This window comes from Streptomyces sp. NPDC051963 (genome assembly GCF_044593495.1).
GTDB lineage: Bacteria > Actinomycetota > Actinomycetes > Streptomycetales > Streptomycetaceae > Streptomyces.
In genome coordinates this window covers 790,927-803,901 of the sequence record NZ_JBIUCC010000001.1, presented here as the reverse complement: position 1 = coordinate 803,901, position 12,975 = coordinate 790,927, and the positions used below count along the sequence as shown (strand labels likewise).

Annotated in this window: 10 protein-coding genes and 1 pseudogene; 8 read left to right on the top strand and 3 right to left on the bottom strand. The window is 70.6% G+C overall.

From position 1 onward, the window contains the following. Nucleotides 1–57 precede the first annotated feature (57 nt). From ACIHFB_RS03385 to ACIHFB_RS03350, 8 genes are all read left to right on the top strand, one after another. Complete coding sequence (locus ACIHFB_RS03385) at nt 58–894, top strand: undecaprenyl-diphosphate phosphatase (RefSeq protein ID WP_400125033.1); 837 nt, start codon at nt 58–60, stop codon at nt 892–894. Nucleotides 895–1,053: 159 nt separating this feature from the next. Continuing rightward, nucleotides 1,054–1,731 (top strand): FadR/GntR family transcriptional regulator, encoded by a 678-nt coding sequence (locus tag ACIHFB_RS03380; RefSeq protein WP_365271021.1) that lies wholly within the window; start codon nt 1,054–1,056, stop codon nt 1,729–1,731. Next, entirely contained in the window at nt 1,728–3,170 is a 1,443-nt protein-coding gene (locus ACIHFB_RS03375) for an amino acid permease (protein ID WP_365269317.1), read from the top strand. The genes ACIHFB_RS03380 and ACIHFB_RS03375 overlap by 4 nt, the downstream gene beginning before the upstream one ends. Nucleotides 3,171–3,202: 32 nt before the next feature. Then, nucleotides 3,203–4,219 (top strand): asparaginase, encoded by a 1,017-nt coding sequence (locus tag ACIHFB_RS03370; protein ID WP_365271018.1) that lies wholly within the window; start codon nt 3,203–3,205, stop codon nt 4,217–4,219. Between the two features lie 120 nt (nt 4,220–4,339). After that, nucleotides 4,340–5,749 carry an aspartate ammonia-lyase gene (aspA, locus tag ACIHFB_RS03365; protein WP_365269314.1) on the top strand — a complete coding sequence of 470 codons (1,410 nt, stop codon included), beginning with the start codon at nt 4,340–4,342 and terminating at the stop codon, nt 5,747–5,749. Nucleotides 5,750–5,794: 45 nt separating this feature from the next. After that, nucleotides 5,795–6,715, top strand: coding sequence for a glutaminase (locus ACIHFB_RS03360; protein ID WP_400125032.1), 921 nt, complete (start codon nt 5,795–5,797; stop codon nt 6,713–6,715). Between the two features lie 165 nt (nt 6,716–6,880). Continuing rightward, the gene (gene mptB, locus ACIHFB_RS03355; protein WP_400125031.1) at nt 6,881–8,281 is read left to right on the top strand and encodes a polyprenol phosphomannose-dependent alpha 1,6 mannosyltransferase MptB; all 1,401 of its coding nucleotides are present in this window, start codon (nt 6,881–6,883) and stop codon (nt 8,279–8,281) included. Next, entirely contained in the window at nt 8,278–9,630 is a 1,353-nt protein-coding gene (locus tag ACIHFB_RS03350; protein ID WP_365269307.1) for a glycosyltransferase 87 family protein, read from the top strand. Before mptB ends, ACIHFB_RS03350 begins: the two co-directional genes overlap by 4 nt. An 83-nt stretch (nt 9,631–9,713) precedes the next feature. On the opposite strand, the pseudogene ACIHFB_RS03345 reads toward ACIHFB_RS03350, so the two are convergent. The 3 genes and pseudogenes from ACIHFB_RS03345 to ACIHFB_RS03335 all read right to left on the bottom strand — a co-directional run. Next, nucleotides 9,714–10,541: pseudogene (locus ACIHFB_RS03345) on the bottom strand (D-alanyl-D-alanine carboxypeptidase family protein); the annotation flags it as partial. Nucleotides 10,542–10,628: 87 nt separating this feature from the next. Further along, nucleotides 10,629–11,771 (bottom strand): transcription termination factor Rho, encoded by a 1,143-nt coding sequence (gene rho / locus ACIHFB_RS03340; protein ID WP_365269304.1) that lies wholly within the window; start codon nt 11,769–11,771, stop codon nt 10,629–10,631. Nucleotides 11,772–12,063: 292 nt separating this feature from the next. Further along, entirely contained in the window at nt 12,064–12,891 is an 828-nt protein-coding gene (locus ACIHFB_RS03335) for a class I SAM-dependent methyltransferase (protein ID WP_400125030.1), read from the bottom strand. Nucleotides 12,892–12,975 lie beyond the last annotated feature (84 nt).

Sequence of the window (12,975 nt, the reverse complement as noted above, 5' to 3'; positions counted from 1 at the left end):
CTGCGCCCGGTAAGACTGTTCACCGCACTGTCGGTCACCTCGCCAGAACTGGATCCCATGAGCGTCATCAACGTCGGTCAGGCCGTCGTCCTCGGAGCAGTCGAGGGGGTGACCGAGTTCCTGCCCGTCTCCTCGACCGGCCATCTGAAGATCGTCGAGGGCCTGATGGGCATCCCTGTCGACGACGACGCGGTGGTCGGGTTCTCGGCCGTCATCCAGGTCGGGGCGATCGCCGCCGTGCTCGTGTACTTCTTCAAGGACATCGTGCGGATCATGACCGCCTGGTTCCGTGGCCTCGCCGACCGGGAGGAGCGGTACCACCACGACTACAAGTTCGCCTGGTGGGTGATCGCCGCGACGATCCCGATCGTGGTGGTGGGTCTTGCCGCGAAGCCGCTCATCCAGGGACCGCTCGCCTCCCTCTGGGTGGTCGCGGGCTCGCTGATCGTCGGCAGCGGAGTGATGTGGGCCGCGGACAGGATGGGCCGGCACAAGCGGGGTGAGGACGACACGTCCTTCAAGGACGCGATGCTCGTCGGGAGCTCGCAGATCCTCGCCCTGCTCTTCCCCGGCTTCTCGCGCGCCGGCGCCACCATGTCCACCGCGCTGATGCTCGACCTGGACCGCGTGGCCGCCACCCGCCTGTCGTTCTTCCTCGGCATCCCCGCCCTGACCGGCGCCGGCATCTACGAACTGAAGGACGCCCTCGGCACGGGCGCGGACCCTGCCCCGCTGATCGTCGGCACTCTGGTCTCCTTCGTCGTGGCGTACGCCTCGATCGCCTGGCTGCTGAAGTTCGTCGCCAAGCACTCGTTCAACGCCTTCGTCATCTACCGCATCGCCGTCGGCCTGCTGCTGTTCGGTCTGCTCGGCACCGGCGTCCTGAACAGCTGACGGCGGGGCCTTGGGGTGTGAGGTGGCATTCGCGCCTCACACCCCCTGAACTTCTTCTTTCACCCGCCTTGACAGCACCCTCCCGCGGCCCGGAGTATCACTCCCGTGAACCTGTCAGACAGCCGGACAGCCAGTCAGCCTCCGCGGCGGATCAGCGCCATGGAGGCGGTGCTCGGCCACCTCCGCGGCGCCATCGAGCGCGGTGAGTACGCCATCGGCGACAAGCTGCCCTCCGAGGCGGAGCTCTGCCGCACCCTGGAGATCAGCCGCCCCGTGCTGCGCGAGGCGCTGCGGGCCTTGCAGACGATGGGTCTGACCGTCTCCAAGACCGGCAAGGGCACCTTCGTCGTCGCCAACGCCGTGGAGGACCCCACCTTCGGCGACTACGCGGCCAGCGACCTCCTGGAGGTGCGCCGCCATGTGGAGATCCCGGTCGCCGGGTACGCGGCGGCGCGCCGCACCCCGGAGAACCTGGATCATCTGGACCACCTCCTCGACCGCATGGAGCGGGAGACGGACACCACCGCGTGGGTCGCGATGGACACCCTTTTCCACCTGGCCGTCGCCGAGGCCGCCCAGAACCCGGTGTTCCGCCGGGTCATCGAGGAGATCCGCGACGCACTGGCCCGCCAGTCGGCGTTCCTCAACGAACTGGGCGGCCGGCGCGAGCAGTCCAACCGCGAGCACCGGGCCATCGTCGAGGCCCTGATCGACGGCAGTGAGCAGGACGCGGTGGAAGCCATGGCCCACCACCTCGACCGGGTCGAGACGACCCTCACCGACATCGTGCGCTCCGCGCGCACGGACACCCCCACGGAAGGCGGACCCGAGGCGTGAGCGAGCAGTCCCTGCGCGATGGCATGCAGAAACGTTCCGTCCATGTCGATGCCGGAGACGAGGGCTACAGCAAGTCCCTGAAGTCCCGGCACGTCAACATGATCGCCATCGGCGGCGCGATCGGCACCGGCCTCTTCCTCGGCGCGGGCGGCCGCCTCGCCGACGCCGGACCGTCCCTGTTCATCGCCTACGCGGTCTGCGGAATCTTCGCCTTCCTCGTCGTGCGGGCCCTCGGTGAACTCGTGCTGTACCGGCCGTCGTCGGGCGCCTTCGTGTCGTACGCCCGGGAGTTCCTGGGGGAGAAGGGCGCGTACACGGCGGGCTGGATGTACTTCCTCAACTGGGCGACGACCGGCATCGCCGACATCACGGCGGTGGCCACCTACACCCACTACTGGGGCATGTTCTCCGACATCCCCCAATGGGTGATCGCATTGATCGCGCTCGCGGTCGTGTTGACCGTCAATCTGATCTCGGTCAAGATCTTCGGCGAGCTGGAGTTCTGGTTCGCGATCGTCAAGGTCAGCGCGCTGGTGATCTTCATGTGCATCGGGATCTTCCTGCTGGTCACCCAGCACCCCGTCGACGGTTCCGCCCCCGGCCCGTCCCTGATCACCGACCACGGCGGCATCTTCCCCAACGGCCTGCTGCCCATGCTGCTGATCATCCAGGGCGTCGTGTTCGCCTACGCCTCCGTCGAGCTGGTCGGTGTCGCCGCGGGGGAGACCGAGAACCCCGAGAAGATCATGCCGAAGGCGATCAACTCGATCATGTGGCGCGTGGGCCTGTTCTACGTCGGCTCGGTCGTCCTGCTGTCGATGCTGCTGCCGTGGAACAAGTACAGCGCGGGTGAGAGCCCCTTCGTGACCGTGCTGTCCAACATCGGCATCCCGGCGGCGGGCGGCGTGATGAACCTCGTCGTCCTCACCGCGGCCATGTCCTCGCTCAACTCCGGCCTGTACTCCACCGGCCGCATCCTGCGCTCCATGGCCATGAGCGGCTCCGCGCCCAAGTTCACCTCCGTGATGAGCCGCAGCCAGGTGCCGTACGGCGGAATCCTGCTGACGAGCGGTATCTGTGTCCTCGGCGTCGGACTCAACTTCGTCGTCCCGGCCGACGCGTTCGAAATCGTGCTGAACTTCGCCGCGATCGGGATCCTCGCGACCTGGGGCATGATCATGCTCTGTCACCTGTTCTTCTGGCAGAAGACCCAGAAGGGCGAACTGACCCGGCCGGACTACCGTCTGCCCGGCTCCCCCTGGACCGAACTGGTGACGCTGGCCTTCCTGGCCTCCGTCCTGGTCCTCATGTACGCCGACGGCGGCGCCGGACGCACCACCGTGCTGTGCCTGCCGCTGATCGCCGCAGCGCTGGTCGCGGGTTGGTACGCCATCCGAGGCCGTACAACGCGCAAGCCACCCACCGGAGCCGACACGTGACCCGTGTATCGGCCGAACACAACCAGGTAGTGATGTACAGAAGTTCCCTCGCGGACGCACCCCTGATCCGTGAACCCCTCCACGCCCCCGTCGCCCACCTCATACGCGGCGGGGTGATCGAGGGCATCCACTACGGCTCCGTCGTCGTCCTCGACCCCGACGGCCGGGTCCAGCTCCAACTCGGCGACATCGAGGCGGCCTTCTATCCGCGCTCGGCGCTCAAGCCCGTCCAGGCCGTCGCCATGGTGCGCGCCGGGCTCCCGCTCGACGGCGAACTGCTGTCGCTCACCGCGGCCAGCCACTCCGGCGAGGAACGCCACCTCGCCGGGTCCCGGCGGATCCTGGAGCTGGCCGGCGTCACCGAGGACGACCTCCGCAACGTCCCGGACCTGCCCTTCGACCCGGTCGTCCGGGACTCCTGGGTGAGGGAGGGCCGACTGCCCTCCCGGCTCGCCCAGAACTGCTCCGGCAAGCATGCGGCCATGCTGTACACCTGCCGGCTCAACGGCTGGCCCCTGGAGGACTACCTCGACCCCGGCCATCCTCTTCAGCAGGCGATCGCGGAGATCGTCGAGGACCTCACGGGGCAGCGGATCGCCCAGGTGACCGTCGACGGCTGCGGGGCGCCCCTGTTCTCCGTGTCTCTGCACGGACTCGCCCGCGCCACCGCCCGCATCACGACCGCCGTGCCCGGTACTCCCGAGGCGCGCGTGGCCGACGCGATGCGTGAGCACGCCGAGATGGCGTCCGGTTCCGGCCGTGACGTGGCCGCGTTGATGCGGGCCGTGCCGGGGCTGCTGGCCAAGGACGGGTTCGAGGGCGTTCAGGTCGCCGCGCTGCCCGATGGACGGGCTGTCGCCGTGAAGATCGCGGACGGGGCGAATCGGGCGCGTGTGCCGGTGGCTGCGGCGGCGCTTGCCTTTGCCGGGGTCGATCCGGAGGTGCTCACCGAGTTCCAGGGGGAGGCGCTGCTCGGGGGCGGCCGGGAGGTCGGGCGTGTGCGGCCCGTTCGGTCGCTGGAGCCTGTTGCTGTTTCGGCTTGCGCCTGAGGATGTGCCGGACTGCTTGTTCGGCGGCTGCGGGCCGTATGTGGCTGGTCGCGCAGTTCCCCGCGCCCCTGAAGGGGCGCTCACCTTCACCCCCTCTGCAGAAAGAGGACCCTCGCCCTCATGACCGCCGTCACCCGCCGCGAACACGACCTCCTCGGAGACCGTGACGTCCCCGCCGACGCGTACTGGGGCATCCACACCCTGCGCGCCACGGAGAACTTCCCCATCACCGGCACCCCGATCTCCGCCTACCCGCATCTGATCGACGCGCTCGCCGCAGTCAAGGAGGCCGCCGCTCTCGCGAACGAGGAACTCGGGCTGCTGGAGCCGAAGAAGGCCGCCGCCATCGTCGAGGCGTGCCGTGAGATCCGCGACGGCAAGTTGCACGACCAGTTCGTCGTCGACGTCGTGCAGGGCGGCGCCGGCACCTCGACCAACATGAACGCCAACGAGGTCGTCGCGAACAGGGCGCTGGAGCTGCTGGGCCACGCCAAGGGCGAGTACGGGTACCTGCACCCCAACGAGGACGTCAACCTCGGCCAGTCCACCAACGACGTGTATCCGACCGCGGTGAAGGTCGCGACGGTGTTCGCGGTGCACGGGTTGCTCAAGGCGATGTCCGTGTTGCAGGACGCCTTCGCGCGCAAAGCCGTCGAGTTCCGCGATGTGCTCAAGATGGGCCGTACACAGTTGCAGGACGCGGTGCCCATGACGCTCGGCCAGGAGTTCTCCGCATACGCCGTCATGATTGACGAGGACCGCAGCCGTCTTGACGAGGCCGTCGAGTTGATCCATGAGATCAATCTGGGCGCCACGGCCATCGGCACCGGCCTCAACGCGCCCGCCGGATACGCCGAGTCGGCGCGCCGCCACCTCGCGGACATCACGGGACTTCCGCTCGTCACCGCCGCCAACCTGGTCGAAGCCACCCAGGACTGTGGCGCGTTCGTCCAGATGTCCGGCGTGCTCAAGCGGATCGCCGTGAAGCTCTCCAAGAGCTGCAACGACCTCAGGTTGCTGTCCTCGGGCCCGCGCGCGGGTCTGGGCGAGATCAACCTGCCGCCGGTGCAGGCCGGTTCGAGCATCATGCCCGGCAAGGTGAACCCGGTGATCCCCGAGGTCGTCAACCAGGTCGCCTTCGAGGTGATCGGCAACGACGTCACCATCACCATGGCCGCCGAGGCCGGACAGCTCCAGCTCAACGCCTTCGAGCCGATCATCCTGCACTCGCTGTCGGAGAGCATCACGCATCTGCGCGCCGCCTGCCTCACCCTCGCCGAGCGGTGCGTGTCGGGCATCACCGCCAACACGGAGGCGCTGCGCGCGAGCGTGGAGAACTCGATCGGCCTCGTCACCGCCCTCAACCCGCACATCGGGTACACGGCGGCCACCGACATCGCCAAGGAAGCCCTCGCCACCGGACGGGGAGTCGCCGAACTCGTCCTGGAGAAGGGCCTGTTGCCCGCCGAGCGGCTCGCCGACCTGCTGCGCCCGGAGGTCGTCGCGGGCAGCGGATCACCTCTCGTCTGACCTGCGAAAGCGCACCGGGACCGGTCCGGAGGCACAATAGTGATCATGACGTCCCCGACCTTCGCACCGGTCCTGGAACGCATCGCCGACGAAATCCGGCGGCTGCCGGGCCGCGGCCGCCCCGCCGACTACATCCCGGCCCTCGCGGCCTGCGACCCGCGCAGCTTCGGCATGGCCGTCGCGGAGCCGGACGGCACCGTGTACGGCGTGGGGGACTGGCGGCAGCCGTTCTCGACGCAGTCCATCACCAAGGTCTTCACCCTCGCGCTCGACCTCGCCCGCGAAGGAGACGCACTCTGGGAGCACGTGGGCCGCGAGCCGTCCGGCAACCCCTTCAACTCCCTTGTGCAGCTGGAGTACGAGAACGGCATCCCGCGCAACCCGTTCATCAACGCGGGCGCGCTGGTCGTCACCGACCGCCTGCACACCCGTACCGGCGACGCGGCCGGCGAGTTGCTCGCCTTCCTGCGCGCCGAGAGCGGCAATGCGGACCTGGACTTCGACAAGGACGTCGCCGCCTCGGAGACCGCGCACGGCGACCGGAACGCCGCCCTCGGCCACTTCATGGCGTCGTACGGCAACATCGACAACCCCGTACCCGTCCTCCTCGACCAGTACTTCCGCCAGTGCTCCGTCACGGCCTCCTGCGCCGACCTGGCCCTGGCCACCTGCTTCCTCGCCCGCCACGGCATCCGCGCCGACGGCACCCGCCTCCTCACCCGCAGCCAGGCCAAGCAGGTCAACGCGGTGATGCTGACCTGCGGCACTTATGACGCGGCAGGCGAGTTCGCCTACCGGGTGGGCCTGCCCGGCAAGAGCGGCGTGGGCGGCGGCATCATCGCCGTCGTGCCGGGCCGTTGCTCGCTGTGCGTCTGGAGCCCCGGGCTGGACGAGCGGGGCAACTCGGTGGCGGGCGTGGCGGCGTTGGACCGTTTCACGACACTGACGGGCCTGTCGGTGTTCTGAGAGGGGCTTGTGCAGCGCCGGTGAGGGGTGTGGTCGGTCCTCGCACACCCGTCGACAACCGACGACCTGCAACAATCACACACCGGTAACACGTCGGCCCCCGCCCCGTGGGCGGCTCGTCGCTTTCCGGCCACCCGACGTTGACACGCTTACCGAGTGTTGGCCATGGCTTTCCCCGTCGATCTCCGTCGCTGCCAGGCTCTCGGTCTGGCCGGTACCGCCTTTCTCGCACTGGGAGGTGAGACGGCGGGAGCCCTGCCGGTCCGTGAGCTGATCGCGCCCTCGTCCGCGCACGCGGCACTGGGCGTGGTCGGCGTGTACTTCGGCATCATTCTGCTGATCGCCGCCTGGGCGCTGCTCGGCCGGCTGATCCGCAGTGAGCAACCGCCCACCCCGCGCCCCCTGTTCCTCGTCCTCGCCGTCTGGGCGGCCCCCTTGCTGCTCGCGCCGCCGCTGTTCAGCCGGGACGTCTACAGCTATCTCGCTCAAGGCGCGATGGTCGACGCCCACATGGACGTCTACGCGCACGGCCCGGCGCGGCTCGGCGGCCCGCTCGCGGACGAGGTGTCCCCGCTGTGGCAGCAGACCGGCGCGCCGTACGGTCCGGTGTTCCTCGCCGTCGCCTCCGCCCTGTCGGGCATCACCCGGGGTGAGCTTCCGGCGGGGCTGTTCGGTATGCGGCTCGTCGCGCTGCTCGGTGTGGCGCTGATGGCGGCCGCGCTGCCCCGCCTCGCCCGGCACAGCGGAGCCGACCCGGCGGCCGCCCTCTGGCTGGGCGCCCTCAACCCGCTGGTGCTGCTGCACCTGGTGGCCGGCGCCCACAACGACGCCATCATGCTCGGACTGCTCGGCGTCGGACTGGTCGCGGCCCTCGGCCGGTGGCCGGTACTGGGCGCGGTCCTCGTCACGCTCGCCGCGCTGGTCAAGGCGCCCGCCGTGCTGGGCCTCGCCGCGGTCGTGGCCCTACAGATCCGCGCGGGCCGCAGTCCGGTACGGGCGGTGCTCTCCACGGGCGCCGCGGCGGCCGCCACCACCGTCGTGGCAACGACCCTGGCCGGCACGGGGTACGGCTGGATCGGAGCCCTGAAAACCCCGGTGTCCCCGCAGAACTGGGCGCTCACCAGCCTCCTCGGCCGCGCGACCGGAGTCGTGCTCACCAAGCTGGGCCTCAGTGATCTGGCCGCCCTCGCCGTGCCGGTCTGGCATGTGCTCGGCCTCGTGGCCACCGCTGTGGCCATCGCCGCCATATGGCTGCACCGTCCGCGCTTCAGCCCGGTCTACGCACTGGGTCTCAGCTTCGCCGCGGTGGTCGTTCTCGGCCCGGCGATCCGGCCCTGGTACGCCCTGTGGGGGCTGTTCCTCCTCGCCGCGGCGGCGCCCAGCACTTCGCTGCGGCACCGGCTGGCGGCCGTGACCGGGGTCGTCGCGCTGCTCGCCATGCCGAGCGGCCTCCCGGCGGGCACCGGGGAACTGGTACTGGCCGTCTCCGGCGGCGTGCTCGCCGTCGTCGTCCTCTGGCAGGCCCACCAAGCGGCCCAGGCACCGTTGCGGGAGAGCACCGTATGAGACTGCCCCGCACCGACCGCGGGCGCGCGCTGCTCGTGGCCGCCCTCGCCGTCGTCGTCATCGTCTTCACCGCGACCGTTCCGCTGCTGCGTGACTGGTTCGACCTGCGGGTCTACTACGGGGCCGTGGACACCTGGGTCCACCACGGCGGCCGGCTCTACGACTACCGGGTGCCCGGAACGACGTACGGCTTCACCTATCCGCCCTTCGCGGCCGTCTCCATGCTGCCGATGTCGCTGCTCGGCCTGCACGCCGCGATCGCCGTCGGACTGCTGCTCAACCTGGGGGCGCTCGCGGTCGTCGTGCGCGTCCTGGCCGGCCGGTCCTGGCGGAAGTACGGCTGGTACGGCTGTGCGCTCGGCGTCTGCGCCCTGGCGCTGTTCGAGCCGCTGCGCGACACCTTCAGCTTCGGCCAGGTGAACATTCTGCTGCTGGCCCTGGTCCTCTTCGACTCCTGGCTGCTGGCCACGGGACGCGGGCGCCTGGCGGGTGTGGGGATCGGCCTCGCGGCGGCGATCAAGCTCACTCCGGCGCTGTTCATCGGTCTGCTGCTGCTCGCCCGCCGCTGGCGGGCGGCCGCCGTCGCGACGGTCGTCACCGTCGCGGCGACGGGGCTCGCCGCCCTGGTGGCGCCGAACGCGTCGCGGTTCTACTGGACCGAGGCGATGTGGGACACGACCCGGATCGGCCGCCTCGACTATGTGTCGAACCAGTCGGCGCAGGGGATCCTGGCGCGGCTCGGCGAGACGGACCGCACGGTCTGGGCCGCCGTGGTCGTGCTGCTGCTGGGCGTGTGGGTGGTCCGGGCGCGCCGGGCGGTCGTCGCCGGGGACTGGGCGGCGGCGTTCGCCCTCACCGGGCTGACCGCGTGCCTGGTCAGCCCGATCACCTGGGTGCACCATCTCGTCTGGCTGCTGCCGGCGTTCGCCGTGCTGGTCCGCGCCGGGCACGTGCGGGTCGCGGCCGGCCTGTACGCGGTGCTGTGCACCAGCGTGGTGTGGCTGTGGTTCGACGACGCGTCCGGCATCGACGGATTCCTCGGCAGCAACACCTACGCGTGGATCACGCTCGGCCTGCTCGTGTGGCTGCCGGTCGGTCAGCCCCGCTCGATCCGGACGCCCAAGAGCCGCAGCAGCAGCGCCACCGCAGCGGCGCCCAGCACGGCCGCGGCGGTGATCACGCCGGTCGCCGCCCAGCCCAGCCCGGTGTCCGGGGCGGCCGCGGCGAACACGGGCATGGCGTCCGGAGCCGGCCTCGGCCTGACGCGCAACGCGTCCAGCGACCCCACGGGTTCGACCCGCCCGGCGGCGTCGAACCCCCAGTCGAGCAACGACCGCGCCTCTTCGTAGACCGCGGACCCGCCGCCCGACTGGGGGTTCATCACCGTCACGACGAGGGTGTGCCCGCTGCGGCGGGCGGCGGCGACGAGCGTGTAGCCCGCGTTGCTGGTGTAGCCGTTCTTGATGCCGACCAGACCGGGGTACGGGTCCACACCGTCGGCGCCGGACAGCAGCCGGTTGGTGTTGTGGATGTCGTACGACCAGCCGCCGCCCCCGGGGAACTGCGCCTCGACCGTGGCGCAGTACCGCGCGAAGTCCCGGTGGCGCAGCCCCGCCCGGCCGAACACCGCCAGGTCGTACGCCGAGGACACCTGGCCCGGGGTGTCATAGCCGTCCGGCGACAGGACGTGGGTGTCGCGGGCGCCCAGGGCGCGGGCCTTGGCCTGCATCCGCTGGGCCGTGGTTTGCCAGCCGCCGTTGAGGCTGGCCAGGACGTGCACGGCGTCGTTGCCGGAGTTGAGGAAGACGCCGTTCCACAGGTCGCTCACCCGGTAGGTGCGGCCCTCGGCGACGCCGACCAGGCTGCTGCCGGGGCCGAGGTCCGACAGCTCCTCCGCGTCGACCGTGTGGTGGATACCGCCGGGCAGCACGGGCAGCACGGTGAGCGCGAACAGCGTCTTGAGCGTGCTGGCGGGCGGCAGTTTCCGGTGCGCGTCGTGCGCGGCGAGGACCTCGCCGGTGCGGGCGTCGGCCACCACCCAGGACAGCGCGGAGACCTCCGGGATCTCGGGCACCCGGGGGTGCGGCCGGACCTGTGTGCCGGAGCGGTAGAGCAGGGACGGCTGCGGTGCGGCCGGTCGCGATCCGGGCGTGTCCGGGTCCACGCCGGGGTGGGCGGCGGCGGGCGCGAGGGCCAGCAGGCCCGCTGCACAGAGCACGCAGGTCGACACGGCGACACGGGACGCAAATCCGAAAGTCATACCGGCAACCTAGAAACGCACCTGCCCTGAGCTGCGCTGCCCGGGCCGAGCGCGGCGCGTGAGCACCCGGATGCCGCACACGCCGGATCAGGCGGCGGGCAGCGTCGGCTGGATCCGGCGCAGGAAGGTCGCGTTGTCCGGGGTGTCGCGCATCCGCTCCAGCAACGTCTCCAGACCGGCCTGACCGTCACGGGACTGAAGGACCCGTCGCAGCCCGCGTACGGCCGTCAACTCGGCCGGGGACAGCAGGAGTTCCTCGCGCCGGGTGCCGGAGGGGTTGATCTCGACGGCCGGGAACACACGGCGCGCGGCGAGCTCGCGGCTGAGCCGGAGCTCCATGTTGCCGGTGCCCTTGAGCTCCTCGAAGAAGAAGTCGTCGGCACGCGAGCCGGTGTCCACCAGCGCCGTGGCGAGGATCGTGAGGGAACCGCCCTCCTCGGCCAGGCGGGCGGCGCCGAAGAACCGCTTCGGCCCGATCAGCGCGGTCGCGTCGACACCGCCGCTGAGGGTGCGGCCACCGGCGGCGGCCGCGTTGTTGTGCGCCCGGCACAGCCGGGTGAGTGAGTCGAAGAGGATGACGACGTCCTCGCCGGCCTCGACGAGCCGCTTGGCCCGCTCGATCACCAGCTCGGCGAGCGCGATGTGCTGCTTGGGCCCCCGGTCGAACGTCGAGGCGTACACCTCGCCGTGCACCGAGCGCCGCATGTCGGTGACCTCCTCGGGCCGCTCGTCGATCAGCACCACCATGAGGTGGCACTCGGGATGGTTTCCGGCGACGGCGGCGGCGATCTGCTGGAGCAGGACGGTCTTGCCCGTCTTGGGCGGGGCCACGATGAGCCCGCGCTGGCCCTTGCCGACGGGCGCGATCAGGTCGGCGACACGACCGGTGAAGCCGGCCGCCGGGTGTTCGAGGCGGAGCCGCTCGCGGGGGTGCAGCGGCGTGAGGTCACGGAAGTGACGGCGGCCGCGCAGCTCCTCGGCAGGGCGGCCGTTGACCCGTACGACTTCGGTCAGCGCCCGCTGTGTGCCGCGCACGCCGTCTACGAGGTCGCCCTTGCGCAGGCCGTGACGGCGGATCAGCGCCGCGGGGACCTGGAGGTCGGAGGGGGAGGGCAGGCAGCTCTCGGTGCGCAGGTGGCCCTTTCCGCCCGCGTCGATGTCGAGGACGCCGGTGGCGGCCCGGGCCGGGAGTTCCTGCTGGAGGGGAGGGTGTTCGAGTGTGGTGGTCATGATGGTCTGTCCTTTCACGGACGGGAGGCATGGGACATGCGGAAGGAAGGGGAGAGAAGCCGCGAACCGGAGGGCATACGACGCGCCTCGGGGCGGCGGGGAACATCACCTCGGGTACGGCAGACGAACGCTGCCGCGAGGTGGTGTCAGAAAGCCGAGGCACCGGTCCCGGAAGGGCGGGCGGTTCGGCGAACTGGAGAGAAGAACTGGCACCGGCGCCCACAGAGGGGGCGAACACGAGTGCTGACGGCAGCGTAGCACCCAGTGCGCTGCCGTGTCTGTGAGACGAGACTCAGCGGCCGGCCAGCAGGCCGAACAGGAGCGGGATACGCGGCTGTGGCAGCCGCCACCAGCCGGAGGCCGTCTGCACCATCTGCGGCCAGCGCTGCCAGGGGAGCTCGTCGCTCTCCCGCAGTCGTCGGACGGTCAGTCCCGCATGCGTCAACGCATTGAGGACCTCGTCCATTCCGTGCATCCACTCGTAACTGTCGGTGGCGCCTTCGACCGCCGGACCGTCCGTGTAGGTGTGCGTCGCGCTCCGGTGCACGGGGCCGTCGCCGCCCAGATAGTCGTGGCGCAGCAGCAGCTCGGGACCCTCGCCCGGAGCGGGCTTGGGGCCCAGGGAGTTGAGCAGCGGATGGAACTCGACCACGTACAACCGGCCACCGGGCCGCAGGAGTCGAGCGACGACGCCCGCCCAGCGATCGAGATCGGGCAGATAGCACAGGGCGCCCTTCCCGGTGTACACGACGTCGAACTGCCGTCCCTCCAGGGCCTCCACGGCGTCGTACACGTTCGCCCGTACGTACGTGACGTCGAGGCCGGCCTTCGCCGCGATGCCGGTCGCCGCCGCCACGGACGCCGCCGAGAAGTCGAGGCCGACGGCCCGTGCGCCGCGCCGGGCGAACGCCAGCGTCTCGGTGCCGAGGTGGCACTGGAGATGGAGCACATCGCGGCCCGCCAGCTCGCCGAGGTCCTCCCACTCGAAGGCGGCGAACCAGCGATCGGGGTCGAGGTCCTGGTCGAGGCCGTAGAACCGGCTGGCGAGGTGGACGGGGGTACGGGCGTCCCAGTTGGCCTGGTTGGCACGCATCAGCCGCGTGGACTCGTCGGTGGTCATGGGGACATCCAACCGTGCGCGGGCGGCCCGGCGAAAAAACTCGCGTGAAAAATAAGGGAGGCGGTGTCGATTCGGCGGCGGTGC

Bases quoted from the DNA above. Each gene is read 5' to 3' on its own strand.
- ACIHFB_RS03360 (WP_400125032.1), top strand. From the start codon at position 5,795: ATGACGTCCCCGACCTTCGCACCGGTCCTGGAACGCATCGCCGACGAA.
- ACIHFB_RS03380 (WP_365271021.1), top strand. From the start codon at position 1,054: ATGGAGGCGGTGCTCGGCCACCTCCGCGGCGCCATCGAGCGCGGTGAG.
- ACIHFB_RS03385 (WP_400125033.1), top strand. From the start codon at position 58: ATGAGCGTCATCAACGTCGGTCAGGCCGTCGTCCTCGGAGCAGTCGAG.
- mptB (WP_400125031.1), top strand. From the start codon at position 6,881: ATGGCTTTCCCCGTCGATCTCCGTCGCTGCCAGGCTCTCGGTCTGGCC.
- ACIHFB_RS03370 (WP_365271018.1), top strand. From the start codon at position 3,203: ATGTACAGAAGTTCCCTCGCGGACGCACCCCTGATCCGTGAACCCCTC.
- ACIHFB_RS03335 (WP_400125030.1), bottom strand. From the start codon at position 12,891: ATGACCACCGACGAGTCCACGCGGCTGATGCGTGCCAACCAGGCCAAC.
- aspA (WP_365269314.1), top strand. From the start codon at position 4,340: ATGACCGCCGTCACCCGCCGCGAACACGACCTCCTCGGAGACCGTGAC.
- ACIHFB_RS03350 (WP_365269307.1), top strand. From the start codon at position 8,278: ATGAGACTGCCCCGCACCGACCGCGGGCGCGCGCTGCTCGTGGCCGCC.
- rho (WP_365269304.1), bottom strand. From the start codon at position 11,771: ATGACCACCACACTCGAACACCCTCCCCTCCAGCAGGAACTCCCGGCC.